The sequence below is a fragment of the Mesorhizobium sp. P160219 genome (assembly GCF_057786095.1).
Window position 1 is genome coordinate 4,481,607 of sequence record NZ_JBYNWG010000001.1, and the last position, 15,847, is coordinate 4,497,453.

The window sequence follows — 15,847 nt, forward strand, 5'->3', positions numbered from 1 at the left end:
GCGTCGCGGTTCCAAAGTGCCGATATTGAACGTCGCGGTCTGTCGACCCGAATCACAATCCCGCCCAAACCTTTTTTAGTTTTGTTACGGATAGTAACACCAATTGATCATTTTCTATGAATTTTATCCCGGCGAATGTGAGGCAGCCCACCCCCGTTGCTATGAGGCAACAGTTGGTGCTGCGAGACCGCCGTCTTTGGGCCGAATTTGTCCTTTGTTTCAATGTGTTGTGAGAACGCTTAGATGTGCGAAAATATTCCCTGGGGGAAGGCTCATACACGGCTTTGTGACCAAAAGGCCTGCCCGTCGGCCGGTTTTCCCACCGCGCGCTAACCGGATCGCCCGAAAAATTGCCGTCCGTGATCGCCCCAGGCCGCCCGAATCATTTCACTGGCCATCATGGTTGGGCACGCAAGATCGTCGCTCCTGTAAAGCGACTGTTCATGAGGTGGCACGCGCTTTTTAGGGTTGTGTGCGTCAAGTTCTGCAAAATGGGGCAGCCATGATGCTGGTCATGCGGCTTGGCGCAGAGCGAGCTTCTTGTGCTCGCGCAGGTCGTCCATGTTGATGTATCGGTTGGCCTCCATCCAGTTTTCGTTGGTCTCGACGGCCAAGGCCCTGACCAGGCGCAGGCAGCTTTCGGTGTTGGGGAAGATGCGCACGACATAGGTGCGCCGGCGGATTTCCTCGTTGAGCCGCTCCAGCATGTTGGTGGATTTAAGATGCTTGTGGTGCTGTCTCGGCAGCCTGAAGAAGGTCAGGGTTTGTTCGATGGCATCCTCGGCCCAGCCTGTCAGGCGCGGATAGCGTGCCGACCATTTGGCAAGCCATGCGGCAAGATCAGCCCTGGCCTCTGCGAGATCGCGCCGGTCGTAGAGCCAGCGCAATTCCTGCAGGCAGTCGTCGCCGTGCTTCCTCGGCAGATGATCGAGCGCGTTCCTGAGGAAGTGCACGTAGCAGCGTTGCCAGGCGGTTTCGGGGATCACCTCGCCGATCGCTGCCACCAGGCCGGCGTGATCGTCGGACACAACCAACTCGACGCCCTTGAGGCCGACGAGGAAGTCCCTCCAGGCCGAGCGGCTCTCGCGATTGGCCATCTCCACGGCCAGGATCTGGCGCCTTCCGTCCCAGTCGATACCGACCGCGATCAGCACCGCCTGGCTCATGACAACACCGGCTTCACGCACTTCTCGTAGCGCGCATCGAGGATGAGGTAAGGAAACGGCTCTTGAAGGGGGCGCCTGGCAAAGGCAGCGAGGCTCTCGTCCAGCCGCTTGTTGATGGCCGAGATCGACGAGGCCGAGAAGGCATGGCCGCACAGTTCTTCCGTGATCGCCTTCACCTTGCGGGTCGACACGCCCTGGACATACATCTCCGCCAGTGTCGCCACCAAGGCCCGCTCGGAACGCTGGTAGCGCTCGAACAGCTCGGTGGAGAAGCGGCCGGCCCGGTCCTGCGGAACCCGCAGCTCGAGCTTGCCGACCCGCGTCACAAGGGTACGGCCGTAATAGCCCGAGCGATAGCCAAGCCGTTCGGGCGTGCGCTCGCTCTTCGAGGCACCCAGCGCCTCGTCCATCTCGGCCTCAAGCACCTCCTGCATCACCGCACGGAGCACTTCGTGCAATCCATCCGGGTTCGAAAGCAAAATGTCTTTGACGGCAGCGCTGGCGGTCTTAACTTCAGTCTTGGTCATGGTGGCGTTCCTTCGCGGGAATCAGGTGACGTGAACAATCACCAGCCTGCCATGACCGCCCCCTCTCAGCGAATTTGCAGAACTCTCAGCACACTACCCTTTTTAGCTGCAGCTCAACACCGTTTGACAATCAAGCGCACTGGAATGAACCTTGCCGGGCACTGTCGGCACCGATGCATGTCCGGTCCCCAACAAGGAAGCTCCCCAATGCTTGCACGCGCAGCCGTTCCCGCAATGGTGACGCTCTTTGCCTGGCTGCCTCTTGCGCATGCCGTCAGCCAGACCATTCCGGCAAGCGCCGAAGGGCAAATCGAGTTCAATGCTCCGTCCGGCAACATCGGCTGCATCTACACGCCGAAGGGCGGCACCAGCACCTACGAACCACAGGATGGCGGTCCGGAACTGAGCTGTTCGCGCGTCGAGCCCAGCTACGTCACCGTGATCCTTGGGCCGAACGGCCCGGCGACATTGATCAAGAATCCGGGAGAGCAGGGCTGCTGCAGCGATGTCGCGAAGCTGGCCTATGGCAACAGCTGGAGCAAAGGGCCGTTTACCTGCCAGTCGTCAACCAAGGGACTGACCTGCACGGGCAGCAACGGGCATGGCTTCTTCCTCAGCAAAGCCAAGGTGACGGTGAAATAACTTCGGTCAGCCGGCCTTTTCCAGCTCGCCCTTGGCCTTTGCGGCCGCGACTTGGCGGATGGCATCAGTCAGCGTGTCGGCGTCCTGCGCGCCCATGACGGCGTATTTGCCTTCGAGCAGGAAGCACGGCACGCCAGTGATCCCCATCCGCGATGCCGTGGCGATTTCTGTGCGCACCTCCTCGACGTCGGCATCGGTCGGCAGGAGCGTTTCGACCACGGCAGCGTCCATGCCGGCCTCGCGGGCGGCATCGATCAGCACGGCGTGGTCGCCAATATTGCCGCCTTTCTCGAAATACAGTTGGAACAGCCGGCGCACGAGCCGGTTCTGCACGGCTTCACCGGCGGCACCGGCCCAGCGGATGACACGATGCGCGTCCAGCGTGTTGGCGGCGACCTTGATGGCGTCGAAAGCGAAATCGATGCCTTCGGCTTCGCCGAGCGGCTCTACGCGGGCATGCATCTGACGGATGCGCTCGTCGCTGCCGAATTTGGCCAGCATGTATTCGCGCCGGTCCTTGCCCTCGGGCGGGATGGTCGGGTCGAGCTGGAACGGCCGCCAGCGCACATGAACCTCAACGTCGCCGGCAGCGGCAATCGCTTTATCCAGCCGCTTCTGGCCGACGAAGCACCAGGGGCAGACGACGTCGGAAACCACGTCGACGGTAATGGAATTGTCATCGCTCATCTTGATCTCCTGCAGCCGAACGTTTCAGCGAGACCGATCTCGGCCACGCTCAGTTCGGCTTGCGCCACCAGGTCGGCCATTGATAACCGAATATGGGCGTCTTTTTGGGATGGTCCAGGTAATTCCAGTAAGCGAGCCATTGCTGCGCGTTGTACTGCATCGGCACCATGTAATTGCCGGAGATCAGCAATCGGTCGAGCACGCGCACGGCGGCGACATAGTCTTCCTTGGTCCGTGCTCTCAGCATCGCGTCGATCGCCGCGTCGACCGCCGGATCGGCGACGCCGGCCAGATTGAATGAACCTTCTCTTTTGGCCTCTGAAGAACCCCAGCGAAGGTTCTGCTCCATACCGGGAGACAGCGAGTTGCTGAACCCGCTCGACCCGACAAGAACCTCAAAGTCGAAACGCTGCTTGCGCGACTGGATCTGGTCGGCCTCGAGGCTGCGGATGGTCACCGCGATGCCGATCTTTTCCAGCGAGCGCTGATAGATGGCGGCAAAGCGTTCCTCGTCCTGCGACGCCGTCAGGATCTCGAAACCGAACGGGTTTCCCTTGGGATCCAGCAGGACGCCGTCCCTAACGGCGTAGCCCTGGCTCTTCAGCAGGTCGAACGCCAGCTTCAGTACCTTGCGGTCCTGGCCGGTGCCGTCATTCACCGGCGGGCGCCAGCTGCCGTCCATGACATCGGCCGGCACGCGGCCGGGGTAGGGCGCCAGCAGCGCCTTTTCCCTGTCGCTGGCGGGATGGCCGAGCGCGGAAAGTTCGGAATTCTGCCAGTAGCTCATCGTGCGCGTGTACTTGCCGCCGAACAGGTTCTTGTTGGCCCATTCGAAGTCGTAGAGCATGCCGAGCGCGCGCCGCACCTCCGGATTGGAAAACTTCTCCAGCCGCGTGTTGAACAGGAACCCGGTCACCACGGGCGGTATGCCGGTGTCGAAGGTCTCGGCGATCACCTCGCCGCGATGGAAGGCGGGAAAATCGATATCGCGCTCGCGCTTGACCGGATCGCCCTCATCGTAAATGGCGCAGATGCCTTTCTTGAACGCTTCCGTCTTGGCGTTGGCGTTGAGGAAGTACTCGATGGTGATCTGATCGTAATTGTCGAAGCCGCGCTTGGAAGGGATGTCCTTGCCCCAGTAATTTGGATTGCGCTTGAAGACGATGCGCTGTCCCGGCTGCACCTTGTCGATGGTATAGGGACCGCTGCCGATCACCGGCTTCAACGTCGTCTTGTCGAAGGTATCCTTGTTGAAGGCGTGCTTTGGGATGATCGGCGTCAGCGCGATGATCAAGGGGGTCTCGCGATTGGCCTTGTCGTTGAAGGTGAAGCGCACGCTGTGATCGCCGGTCTTTTCGAGCTTGGCGATCAGGCTCATGCGGTCCCTATAGGGCGGGCGGCCCTTGTCGGTGAAGACATCGTAGGTGAAAAGCACGTCATCCGGCGTCACCGGCTCGCCATCGGACCACTTTGCATTTGGGTTGAGATGGAACTCGATCCACTTGCGCTCGGGATCCATATCGGCCGTGTCTGCGAGCAGGCCATAGAGGCTGAAGGCCTCGTCGTAGTTGCGCATCATCAACGGCTCGAAGACGAGATTGCCGAAAATGAGGTCCTGCATGCCGCGCGCCGTGGTGCGCAGGCTCTTCAGGATGAACGGGTTCAGATTGTCGAAGCTGCCGACGACGCAGTAAGTGATGTTGCCGCCCTTGGGCGCATCGGGATTGACGTAGTCGAAATGCTGGTAGTCGGCTGGCAGCGCCGGCTCGCCCTGCATGGCGATGGCATGTTTCGGTTCCGACATCGCCACGCCGGGTGCAAAGGCGAAGAACGAAATTGCGGCGATCAGCCAAACAAGAATGCGGCCCATGACCGTCTCCTTACTGGGCGGCTTGATGATTCGGAGTGCACCCTAACATGGCGCCGCGGCGCTCCGGCCAGATACATCAACCCAAATCGCACGACCCAAATTGCGAGGCCAAGAATTGCAGGCGGCGGGCTGGATTCGGCTGCTCATGCAGTGTAACACGCGCTCCGAAGTCATTCTGTTGCCTCAATTCGGCAACAGGTAGCAGGACCACACGGCGCGAAGAAGCCGGTCCCGGGATCATTTGAGAGGAAATGCACGACATGACGAGCCTGAACAGCAACGCATACCGCCTTTCGGTCCTGGCCGCGGGCGTGGTCGGCTTTCTGGGCGCCGGACTTCCCACCGCTTCGGCACAGCAACAGATTCCGCAGGGTTGGTTCAAGGCCTGCACCAAGCAGGAAGATGTCGACATCTGCAATGTCCAGAACATCATCACTGCCGGCAACGGCCAGTTCGTCACCGGGGTCAGCCTGATCGAGCTGAAGGGCAAGGTAAACCGCAAGGTCTTCCAGGTCACGGTTCCCCCAGGTCGCCTGGTGCCCCCGGGCATCGCCCTGCAAATAGACGCCGGCAAGGCGACGAAGCTGGATTATGTCATTTGCTTCGCCGACCGTTGCGTTGCCGAAGTGCCGCTGACCGACGCGCTCGTCGCGTCCTTCAAGAAGGGACAGGCGATCACGCTGACCTCGATCAACTTCCAGAGTCAGCCAAATCCAATCAAGGTTGCCTTGACCGGCTTCAGCGGCGCCTTTGACGGCGCGCCGCTGCAGCAGTCGGACATCGAGGATCGGCAGAAAAAACTTCAGGATTTCGTCGTCAAGAACAACCAGGACTTCGCCAAGAAGCTCAAGGACGAGCAGGCCAAGGCCAAAGCCGCCAACTAATCGCCGGGACAGATACCGGAGCGACAAAAAGCGGGGTCATGCCCCGCTTTTTTGTTGCCGTCACGTCGATGCAAGGTGATGTCAGTGTCTCGACTGGCGTTTTGGCTCATAGCGTCCGTCGGGCCGCTTGTCGAACATCTCGCCGATCTGTGGATGCCGGACCGGTTCGCCCGATTGATCCTCGAGCAGGTTCTGCTCGGAGACATAGGCGATGTATTCGGTTTCCGAATTCTCGGCGAGCAGATGGTAGAACGGCTGGTCCTTGCGCGGCCGCACGTCGGCCGGGATGGCTTCGTACCATTCGTCGGTGTTGGCAAATTGCGGATCGACATCGAAAATGATGCCGCGGAACGGAAACAGCCGATGACGAACCACCTGTCCGATCGAAAATTTGGCCGTTTTCATCATACTCACCACTAAGCCTCTAGAGCGCCCGGCGTCCCCTCGAATGTGCGAAGAGCGCTCTAAGACTTTGAATTTACACACACCGTGGCCAAAAATCGAGCCCGACTTAGGTCTGGGATCAGGCTTTATTTGGCGCAGATGGCGTGTCAGTTCAATGCCGAAGCGCTTGACGCCCGATGAAGCTACGGGCTAGCCCGGTCCAGGGGTTTCGGGCCAGGGCAAAAATGTCTGACGTCGTCGGTCTTGTTCTTCCGTTCTTCGGGCTGATTTTCATCGGCTTTCTGGTCGCACGCATGACCAGGCAGCCGCTGGAGGCGCTTGGCTGGATGAACACTTTCATCGTCTATGTCGCGCTTCCTGCCCTGTTCTTCCAATTGCTGGCCCGCACGCCGTTCGAACAGTTGACCGAATGGCGCTTCATCTTCGGCTCGGTATTTTCCACCTACACGATCTTCTCGATCATGTTCGTATGGTCGGTGACGGCGTCGCGCGGCGAGATCGCCCAGTCGACGATCAAGGCGCTGGCCGCGGCCTACGGCAATATCGGCTATATGGGGCCGGGGCTGGCGCTGCTCGCCTTCGGCGAACAAGCGGCGGTTCCCGTCGCGCTGATCTTCTGCTTCGAAAATATCATGCATTTCGCCATCGCGCCGATGATGATGGCGCTGTCGGGCGACGACAAGACATCGCCGTGGCGGCTCATCCTCGGCGTAGTCAGGAAAATCGTCCTGCACCCGTTCATCATCGCGACCGCGCTTGGCGTCGGCGCCGCCTATCTCGGCTTTCACCCACCGCAGCCGGTCGATCGCCTGCTTGAATATCTTTCGCGGGCAGCCGCCCCTTGTGCCCTGTTTGCCATGGGCGTGACGCTTGCGCTCCGGCCGCTCAACCGCGTGCCGCATGAACTGGCGTCGATCGCGGCGCTGAAGCTGATCCTGCATCCATTGCTCTGCTACGTCGTGCTGAGCTGGATCGGGAACTTTTCCGAAATCTGGGTTTTTTCAGCCGTGCTTTTGGCGGCATTACCGACTGCAACCAACGTCTTCGTCATCGCCCAGCAATATGGCGTCTGGGTGCAACGCGCCTCGGCCAGCGTCATGATCACCACCTGTCTCTCGGTGCTGACGGTGACCGGGCTGCTCTACATGATCCGCCACGGCATCTTACCGCCGGACCTGTTTCCCTGAACCGCCGGTAAGCGCCGCAAAGCCGCTGCCCGGCCTCAAGCCTTCGCGCATGAAAAAGGCGCGCAGCGGCGCGAAACTGCCGAGCACATTGAGGCCGGCGCTGCGTGCCATCTGCGCCGGCAACATGTCCGACAGCAACGACATGTTAAGCAGGTTGACCGCGCCCGAACGCGCCAGAATGTCGGGACGGCGCCTGGAATCATAGGCGGCCAAAGCCCTTGCGGCGCCAGGGTCGCCGCGATTTTCGCGTGCGATTCCAATCAGATCCTCGACGTCCCTGATGCCGAGGTTTAGACCTTGGGCCCCGATCGGCGGGAACACATGTGCAGCCTCGCCGACCAGCGCCACACGGTTTTGCGCGAAGCGCCCCGGTGATGCCGCTGAAAGCGGGTAAATTTGTCGGCCGGGCTCGACCGACACCCGGCCCAGCATCGACTGCATCTGCTGCTCGACACGCTCGGAAAGCGTCGCGTCATCGAGTGCGGCGAGGTCCTTCGCCGCCTCCGGTTTCACCACCCAGACGAGGCTGGAGCGGTTGCCGGGCAGCGGCACCTGGGTGAACGGCCCGGTCTCTGTGTGGAACTCGGTCGAGGTGAAGCCGTGTTCGCTGCGATGGCCAAAATTCAGCACCAGCGCCGCTTGGCGGTAGGATCGCACCGAGGCCACTATGCCTGCCGCCTCGCGCGCCGGCGACAGGCGCCCATCGGCAGCGACCGCAAGCGCGGCCGAGACTTCGCGACCATCAGTCAAGACGGCATGCGCCTGATCGGCGTCCAGACGCCAACTCTCGACCATCGACGTCAGCCATTCGATGCCGGGATGGGCCGCGACGGACTTGGCCAGCGTCGGGTTCAGCGCACTATTGGGCAGGTTGAGCCCGAACTGCTCCTCGCCGATCTCCATGGCGCGAAAAGTCACCACCGGGCTGCGGATCAGCCGGCTGGTCGCATCAACGATGCGCATGACCTTCAGCGGCGCGGCCTTCGGCGCAAGTTCGGCCAGCACGCCCAGCCGATCGAGAACCTTGAGAGCAGGGTTCATCAGCGCCGTGGTCCGGCCATCGGGCCCGCCTGCTTCGGGTCCGACCAGGGTTACCGGAAAGCCCGCCTCGGCGAAACCGAGCGCCGCGATCAGTCCGGCAGGGCCGCTGCCGGCTACCAGTATCCGTGCTGTCTCGCGATGATCCAAATTGGACTTCCAGTTTGCGATGCAGGTGTCTACCCATGGATATAGGTCAGACCATGCGGCTTGATCAACGCGGCGATTAGGCTCATTCGGTTGTCATGACCGGCCAGCAGGACGATTTCAGCCATCTCGACCGCGCCGGCCGCGCCACGGCAAGCCTGGCCCGCAGCCCCCGCCTGACGGTCAACATCGCCATCGCCGGCGGCATTCTGCTCGCCTGGTTCATTCTCGGCGCCATGGCGATCCGCGGCGCCGAAGCCCGGCTCCCCGGCGTACCAGGCGATGTGGTCCTGCGATATCTGCCGCAACTGCCGCTGCCGGATGTCCTCGACCGCTTCTTCGGCATGTGCCTGACGCCCGCACCACTTGATGCCGGCGGCGCACCGGTTCTGGCGCTGATCGTGATGTGGTTTTTGATGGCCGTGGCGACGATGCTGCCGTCGGCGGCGCCGATGATCCGTACCTATTGTGAAATCGCCGACACCGCCCGCATCAAGGGCGAGCCGGTGGCCCATCCGCTGGTCCTGGCTGCCGGCTACCTCTCGACATGGCTTGTCGCCTCTATCGGCTTCGCGGTGCTGACGTTGCTCGTCCACGCATTTACGTCCTCCGCTCGATTGCTCGATCCGGTGAGCGGCCTTGCCGCGGCGGCCGCGCTGCTGGTTGCCGGCCTCTACCAGTTCAGCAGCCTCAAGCAGGCCTGCCTGACAAAATGCCGGAACCCGTTCTCGACACTGTTTTCCAACTGGAGCGCGGAGCCGGGTGGCATCTTCCGGCTAGGGCTGAAGCAGGGCCTGTGGTGCCTCGGCTGCTGCTGGGCGCTGATGCTGGTGATGTTTGCCGTCGGCGCGATGAACGTGTTCTGGATGGCGCTGATCGGCCTGTTCACCTTGATCGAAAAACAGACCACCGGCAGCCTTCCAACCCGAGTGGCCGGTGCGATACTGCTTGTCTGGGTAGTCGCCCTGCTAGTAGTCTCGGCATGACGGGGGAGAATTCCATGGCAGAGCAAGGCTGGGCAATGAAAGGAGAGCTCGTACTCTCCTGCAATTGCACGGTTTTTTGTCCTTGCGTGCTGTCGCTTGGCAGCCATCCGCCGACGGAGGGTTATTGTCAGACCTGGGCGGGCTTCCGCATCGACGCAGGCCATTTCGGCGAGGTCGACCTGTCCGGCCTCAATCTCGGTCTGGTCATGGAAATCCCCGGCTTTATGAGCCGCGGCAACTGGACCGCAGGCCTGTTCATCGACAAGCGCGCCTCCGTCTACGCGGTGAAAGCGCTGACCAGGATCTTCACCGGGAAGGCCGGCGGAACAACCTCGCTGTTGTCGATCCTTGTCGGCAAGTTCCTCGGTGTCGAGCAGGTGCCGATCACCTACGAGACGCGTGACAAGACCCGTATTTTCCAGATACCGAAGATCATCGACGGGGCGGTCACACCGATTCCCGGCAAGGATCGCGAGAAGGATACCGTGATCGGCAACTCGGAATACTGGATCGCGCCGGAGATCATCGTGGCCAGGTCCGACAAAAGCAAGATGCGGGCGTTCGGCCACAACTGGAACTTTGCCGGCCGCTCGGCCGAAATCTGCAAACTGGATTGGCGGGGCCCGTGAGCAAGAACACAACCGCCAGGAATGCCGCCAAAAAGATCACCGACCGGATACCCAGGCCGAAGAAAAAGGTCACCTGGCCGCAGGCGCGGGCATTCTCGGTGCATCTGTTGACCGCGTCTGGCTCGTTCCTGGCCTTCCTGTCTCTGGTGGCGGCAAGCGAGCAACGCTGGACGGCGATGTTCTGGTGGCTGGGGCTGGCGCTGTTCGTCGACGGCATAGACGGGCCGATCGCGCGCAAGCTTGAGGTCAAGGAGATCCTGCCGACCTGGTCGGGCGAACTCCTCGACAACATCATCGACTATGTCACCTATGTGCTGATCCCCGCCTTCGCGCTCTACCAGCGCGGCTTCATGGGCGAAGGGCTGTCTTTCCTGTCGGCGGCCATCATCGTGGTGTCCAGCGCCATCTATTATGCCGACACCGGAATGAAGACGAAGGAGAACTTCTTCAAAGGCTTTCCGGTGGTCTGGAACATGGTCGTGTTCACGCTGTTCGTCATCGAGCCGGGACAGTGGGTGTCCTTCGGCGTCGTCGTGGCGGCCGGCATCCTCACCTTCGTGCCGATCAACTTCATTCATCCCGTGCGGGTGGTGCGGCTGCGGCCAATTAATCTTGGCATGACGCTGCTCTGGTGTGCTTTCGGTGCGCTGGCGCTGGCGCAGGCGGCCCTTGCCGCCTTCTACGACCAGATCGGCGTTTTGGGCGAACAGGTCGGCGTCTTTACCAAGGTCGGCATCACCATCACCGGACTTTACCTCGCCTGCATCGGCGGTATCATGCAGTTCTTCCCCAAACTCGGCGCCAAGCCGGACACTAAGAAAGCCTGACCGCAGGAAAGCCCACAAATGTCCAAAGCAATCCGTATCCACGCCCATGGCGGTCCGGAAGTCCTGACCTATGAAGACGCCGATCCGGGACAACCCGGCGCCGGGCAGATCCTGGTCAGGCACACCGCGATCGGCCTCAATTTCATCGATGTCTATCACCGCATCGGCCTCTATCCGCCGCCCGGCGGCTTCCCGCTGATCCCGGGCGGCGAGGCGGCAGGTGTGGTTCTCGAGGTCGGCGCAGGCATCGACTGGCTGAAGCCGGGCGACCGCATCGCCTATGCCGTCAATGTCGGTGCCTATGCCGAACAGCGCATTGTCGCCGCCGACCGCGTGGTCAAGGTACCGGACCGCATCAGCGACGAACAGGCCGCCGGCATGATGCTTAAAGGCATGACGGCGGAGTATCTGTTGCGCCGGACCTTCAAGGTGAAGGCAGGCGACACCATCCTGTTTCATGCCGCCGCCGGCGGCGTCGGGCTGATCCTGGGACAATGGGCAAAACATCTCGGCGGCACCGTCATCGGCACGGCAAGCTCAACCGACAAGATCGAGCTCGCCAAGGCGCATGGCTTCGACCATGTCATCAACTACAAGGAGCAGGATTTCGTCGCCGGCGTCGCCGCCATCACCGGCGGCAAGAAATGTGACGTCGTCTACGATTCGGTCGGCAACGACACATTCCCGGCCTCGCTCGACTGTCTGAAGCCGCTCGGCATGTTCGTCTCTTTCGGTCAGTCCTCTGGACCGATCCCGTCATTTTCGATGTCGCTGCTGGCGCAGAAGGGCTCGCTGTTCGCTACCAGGCCGACGCTGTTCGTCTACAACGCCAAGCGTGAAGACCTCGAAATCTCCGCCGCGGCATTGTTCGATGTGGTGTTGAGCGGTGCGGTCGAGATCAAGATCAACCAGCGCTATGCGCTGAAGGACGCCGGCAAGGCGCAAGCCGATCTCGAAGGGCGCAAGACCACGGGTACGACAATACTGATCCCCTGACGGAGGTTTGCCTTCCTTTCAGTGCTTTGCCGCGGCGCCCAGGCACTGTTTGCACGAAAAACCGGTCGGTCGGTTTGTTGTGCGAAACGGGCCTATCTTTACCCCTTGAGTTTCCGCTGAAATTCTTGAAGCTCTTTCAAGGTGGGTGCTGCTTTCGCACGAGAGCGGCCAGCGCATACGATGTTGGCGGGAACACAGAACATATCCGGAAACCGGATGGGAGGCACTGTGAGTGCAGATCATGATGGAGCGAACCTGCTTGAGGTTCGTGGCCTGACCAAGATATTCGGCACGCTGACTGCGTGCGATCATATCGACCTCAACATCGCCAAGGGCGAGATCCACGCGCTGCTTGGCGAAAACGGCGCCGGCAAGTCGACGCTGGTCAAGATGCTGTTCGGTTCGCTGGAGCCCAATTCCGGCGAGATATTCTGGAACGGCGAAGCGGTGCGGATCACCAGTCCGGGCATGGCGAAGAAGCTCGGCATCGGCATGGTGTTTCAGCACTTTTCGCTGTTCGAGGCGCTGACCGCGGCCGAGAATATCGCTCTGTCTCTGGATGACGGCTCACCGATCAGCTCGATCGCGGCCAAGGCGAGGGCGCTTTCCTTCAGCTATGGCCTGCCGCTCGATCCGGACTCGCTGGTCGGCGATCTCTCGGTCGGCGAACGCCAGCGCATCGAGATCATCCGCTGCCTGTTGCAGACGCCGCAGCTCATCATCCTCGACGAGCCGACCTCGGTGCTGACGCCGCAGGAAGCCGACAAGCTGTTCGAAACGCTTGAGCGCCTGCGCTCGGAGGGCAAATCCATCCTCTACATTTCGCACCGGCTGGAAGAGGTCAAACGCATCTGCGACCGCGCCACCGTGCTGCGTCACGGCAAGGTCGTCGGCCATTGCAACCCGCGCGAGGAAACGGCTTCGTCGCTGGCCCGCATGATGGTCGGCAACGAGGTGAAGGCCGTGGTGCGCGCACCGGCCGAAGGCATCGAGGCCGCGCAGCCGCTGCTCGAAATCCGCGCCCTCAGCCGCAAGCCGGCAACCCCGTTTTCGATCCCGCTGAAGAATATCAACCTCACTGTGCGCGCCGGCGAGGTGATCGGCATTGCCGGTGTCGCCGGCAACGGCCAGGGCGAGTTCTTCGAATCCGTCTCCGGCGAGGTGCTGCAGCAGGACGCCGCATCCGTGCGCATCCGCGGCAAGGATGCCGGCTCGCTCTCGATCACAGGCCGGCGGCTGATGGGCGCTGCCTTCGTGCCGGAAGAACGCCTCGGCCATGGCGCGGCGCCACGCATGAAGCTTTCGGAAAATCTGCTTCTGTCGCGGCACGCCACCGACGGCAAGGTTTTTGTCGGCGCCGGCGGCACGGTCAAAAGCGGTGCGGTCTATGCCGCCGCCCAGCGCATCATCGTGGCGATGGACGTGCGCAAGAGCGCGCCCGATCCGGAAGCCGCGGCCCTGTCGGGCGGCAATCTGCAGAAATTCATCGTCGGCCGCGAACTCGACCGCAGCCCTGCCGTCATGGTCGTCAACCAGCCGACCTGGGGCGTCGACGCCGGTGCCGCCGCCCACATCCGCCAGGCGCTGATCGAACTGGCGCGCAGCGGCTCGGCGGTTCTGGTCATCAGCCAGGACCTCGATGAGCTGTTCGAGATTTCGGACGCGATCGCGGTCATGCACAATGGCGAATTGTCGAAACCGCTGCCGATCGCCGAGGCAACTTTCGAAAAGATCGGCCTGTTGATGGGCGGCGCCGAGCCCGGCCACGCCGAACATGGTCTGGAGACGGCATGATGCGCCTCGAACTCGTCAAACGCCCGCAGCGCTCGATGCTGTTTTCCGCGCTGTCGCCCTTCATCGCCTTCGCCCTGACGATCATCGCCGGCGCGGTTCTGTTCGCGTTGCTCGGCGTCAACCCGCTGAGCGCATTCGAGATCTATTTCATCGAGCCGATCAGCCAGGTCTGGCAGTTGCATGAACTGGCGATCAAGGCCGCACCTTTGATCCTGATCGCGGTCGGCCTGTCGGTCTGTTACAAGGCCAACATCTGGAACATCGGCGCTGAGGGACAGTTCATCCTCGGCGGCATTTTCGGCTCGGCCATTCCGGTGCTGTTTCCCGGGTTCGAAGGCCCGCTTGTGCTGCCGCTGATGCTGTTGTTCGGCATGGTCGGCGGCGCCGCCTATGCGGCAATCCCTGCTCTCCTAAAGACGCGCTTCGGCACCAACGAAATCCTGACCAGCCTGATGCTGGTCTACGTCGCCCAGCTTTTCCTCGACTGGCTGGTGCGCGGCCCCTGGCGCGATCCGCAGGGCCATGGTTTTCCGCAGACGATCCAGTTCAACGACTCGGCGGTCCTGCCGGAACTGATGCCGGACGCCGGCCGTGCCAATTGGGGTTTTGTCTTCGCGCTTGTTGCAGCCGTGCTGATCTGGGTGCTAATGAGCCGCCTGCTCAAGGGTTTTGAGGTCCGCGTGCTCGGCTCCAGCCCGAGGGCAGGGCGCTTCGCCGGCTTCGGCCTCAACCGCATGGTCTTCTTCGCCTTCCTGCTGTCAGGCGCGCTGGCCGGGCTTGCCGGCATTTCGGAAGTCTCCGGCGCCATCGGCCAGCTGCAACCGGTGATCTCGCCCGGCTACGGCTTCACAGCGATCATTGTGGCGTTCCTCGGCCGGCTCAATCCGCTCGGCATCGTCGCCGCCGGCCTGGTGCTGGCGCTGACTTATCTCGGCGGCGAGGCGGTGCAAAGCGCGCTCGGCATTTCCGACAAGGTGGCGCGTGTGTTCCAGGGCATGCTTTTGTTCTTCGTGCTCGGTTGCGACACGCTCATCCATTACCGCATTCGCCTGGTCGGCATGGCGCTGACGAAAAGCGCGGCGAAGCTTGAAGCCGCGCCGAAGTTGAAGGAAGCCCGCTGATGGACATCGCCGTCAACATCCTTTTGACCATCGCCACGGCGGCAACGCCGCTTTTAATAGCGGCAATCGGCGAACTCGTGGTCGAGCGCTCCGGCGTGCTCAACCTCGGCGTCGAAGGCATGATGATCATGGGCGCCGTCGGCGGCTTCGGCGCCGGCTATCTCACGGGATCGCCCTGGATCGGCCTGTTGGCGGCAATCGCCATGGGTGCCGTGTTCTCGCTGCTGTTTGCGGTGATGACGCTGTCGCTCGCCACCAACCAGGTGGCGACCGGCCTGTCGTTGACGCTGCTTGGCCTCGGCCTGTCCGGCATGATGGGGACCAGCTTCGTCGGCCAGCCGGGCGAGCGGCTGCCAAACCTCTACGTTCCGGTGCTCACCGACATTCCCGTCGTCGGCAGGCTGTTGTTCGGCCAGGACCCAATCTTCTACATCTCGATCGCGCTGACGGCGGCCGTCATGTGGTTCCTGTTCAAGACCCGCACCGGCCTCACCCTGCGCTCGATCGGAGACAGCCACACATCGGCACATGCGCTCGGCATCAAAGTCATCCGCTACCGCTATCTCGCGGTCATCTTCGGCGGCGCCTGCGCCGGCCTTGCGGGCGGCCACCTGTCGCTGGTCTACACGCCGCAATGGGTAGAGAACATGAGCGCGGGCCGCGGCTGGATCGCGCTGGCGCTGGTCGTCTTCGCCTCCTGGCGTCCGTGGCGCGTGCTGGCCGGCGCCTACATCTTCGGCGCGGTGTGGATCGGCCAGCTTCATGCACAGGCATTTGGCATTCCGGTGCCTTCGCAGCTGCTTTCTTCTCTGCCCTATCTGGCAACCGTCGTGGTTCTCGTTCTAATCTCGCGCAACAAGCGTCTGACGATGATGAACACGCCGGCTTCCTTGGGGCAGCCATTCGTTCCGGATCGTTGACAACAAAAACAAACGGGAAGC

Annotated in this window: 14 protein-coding genes and 1 pseudogene; 10 read left to right on the top strand and 5 right to left on the bottom strand. The window is 62.0% G+C overall.

The features are described from left to right. Window positions 1–512 precede the first annotated feature (512 nt). A pseudogene (locus AC3EMP_RS21730) lies at window positions 513–1,693 on the bottom strand (IS256 family transposase). A 207-nt stretch (window positions 1,694–1,900) separates the two neighbouring features. Between AC3EMP_RS21730 and AC3EMP_RS21735 the strand changes: the two are divergent. Next, complete coding sequence (locus AC3EMP_RS21735) at window positions 1,901–2,335, top strand: hypothetical protein (RefSeq protein ID WP_023682515.1); 435 nt, start codon at window positions 1,901–1,903, stop codon at window positions 2,333–2,335. Between the two features lie 6 nt (window positions 2,336–2,341). Here the strand turns inward: AC3EMP_RS21735 and AC3EMP_RS21740 are convergent, their stop codons facing one another. Continuing rightward, window positions 2,342–3,022, bottom strand: a complete 681-nt coding sequence (locus tag AC3EMP_RS21740; RefSeq protein WP_023688489.1) for a DsbA family oxidoreductase — start codon at window positions 3,020–3,022, stop codon at window positions 2,342–2,344. A 49-nt stretch (window positions 3,023–3,071) separates the two neighbouring features. Next, window positions 3,072–4,892: an extracellular solute-binding protein gene (locus tag AC3EMP_RS21745; protein WP_023688488.1), complete on the bottom strand. Its 1,821-nt coding sequence runs from the start codon at window positions 4,890–4,892 to the stop codon at window positions 3,072–3,074. A gap of 260 nt (window positions 4,893–5,152) precedes the next feature. Between AC3EMP_RS21745 and AC3EMP_RS21750 the strand changes: the two genes are divergently transcribed. Beyond that, window positions 5,153–5,776 carry an invasion associated locus B family protein gene (locus AC3EMP_RS21750; protein WP_023668972.1) on the top strand — a complete coding sequence of 208 codons (624 nt, stop codon included), beginning with the start codon at window positions 5,153–5,155 and terminating at the stop codon, window positions 5,774–5,776. An 81-nt stretch (window positions 5,777–5,857) separates the two neighbouring features. Here the strand turns inward: AC3EMP_RS21750 and hspQ are convergent, their stop codons facing one another. Then, window positions 5,858–6,181: a heat shock protein HspQ gene (gene hspQ, locus AC3EMP_RS21755; RefSeq protein ID WP_023668971.1), complete on the bottom strand. Its 324-nt coding sequence runs from the start codon at window positions 6,179–6,181 to the stop codon at window positions 5,858–5,860. Window positions 6,182–6,405: 224 nt separating this feature from the next. On the opposite strand from hspQ, the gene AC3EMP_RS21760 reads away from it, so the two are divergent. Beyond that, entirely contained in the window at window positions 6,406–7,368 is a 963-nt protein-coding gene (locus AC3EMP_RS21760) for an AEC family transporter (protein ID WP_023734007.1), read from the top strand. On the opposite strand, the gene AC3EMP_RS21765 is transcribed toward AC3EMP_RS21760, so the two are convergent. After that, window positions 7,345–8,556 (bottom strand): UbiH/UbiF family hydroxylase, encoded by a 1,212-nt coding sequence (locus tag AC3EMP_RS21765; protein ID WP_023730587.1) that lies wholly within the window; start codon window positions 8,554–8,556, stop codon window positions 7,345–7,347. The two genes, AC3EMP_RS21760 and AC3EMP_RS21765, sit on opposite strands and share 24 nt — an antisense overlap. Before the next feature lie 95 nt (window positions 8,557–8,651). Between AC3EMP_RS21765 and AC3EMP_RS21770 the strand changes: the two genes are divergently transcribed. The 7 genes from AC3EMP_RS21770 (at window position 8,652) to AC3EMP_RS21800 (ending at window position 15,826) form a co-directional block, all read left to right on the top strand. Next, window positions 8,652–9,539 (top strand): DUF2182 domain-containing protein, encoded by an 888-nt coding sequence (locus tag AC3EMP_RS21770; protein ID WP_023691318.1) that lies wholly within the window; start codon window positions 8,652–8,654, stop codon window positions 9,537–9,539. A 14-nt stretch (window positions 9,540–9,553) separates the two neighbouring features. After that, window positions 9,554–10,168 (top strand): DUF1326 domain-containing protein, encoded by a 615-nt coding sequence (locus AC3EMP_RS21775; RefSeq protein ID WP_023691317.1) that lies wholly within the window; start codon window positions 9,554–9,556, stop codon window positions 10,166–10,168. Then, complete coding sequence (gene pcsA / locus AC3EMP_RS21780) at window positions 10,165–10,995, top strand: phosphatidylcholine synthase (protein WP_023682522.1); 831 nt, start codon at window positions 10,165–10,167, stop codon at window positions 10,993–10,995. The genes AC3EMP_RS21775 and pcsA overlap by 4 nt, the downstream gene beginning before the upstream one ends. A gap of 18 nt (window positions 10,996–11,013) precedes the next feature. Further along, the gene (locus tag AC3EMP_RS21785) at window positions 11,014–11,991 is read left to right on the top strand and encodes a quinone oxidoreductase family protein (protein WP_023807406.1); all 978 of its coding nucleotides are present in this window, start codon (window positions 11,014–11,016) and stop codon (window positions 11,989–11,991) included. Window positions 11,992–12,207: 216 nt separating this feature from the next. Further along, window positions 12,208–13,785: an ABC transporter ATP-binding protein gene (locus AC3EMP_RS21790; RefSeq protein ID WP_023691315.1), complete on the top strand. Its 1,578-nt coding sequence runs from the start codon at window positions 12,208–12,210 to the stop codon at window positions 13,783–13,785. Then, window positions 13,782–14,906: an ABC transporter permease gene (locus tag AC3EMP_RS21795; RefSeq protein ID WP_031193354.1), complete on the top strand. Its 1,125-nt coding sequence runs from the start codon at window positions 13,782–13,784 to the stop codon at window positions 14,904–14,906. Before AC3EMP_RS21790 ends, AC3EMP_RS21795 begins: the two co-directional genes overlap by 4 nt. After that, complete coding sequence (locus tag AC3EMP_RS21800) at window positions 14,906–15,826, top strand: ABC transporter permease (protein ID WP_023668962.1); 921 nt, start codon at window positions 14,906–14,908, stop codon at window positions 15,824–15,826. The genes AC3EMP_RS21795 and AC3EMP_RS21800 overlap by 1 nt, the downstream gene beginning before the upstream one ends. Window positions 15,827–15,847: the final 21 nt, after the last annotated feature.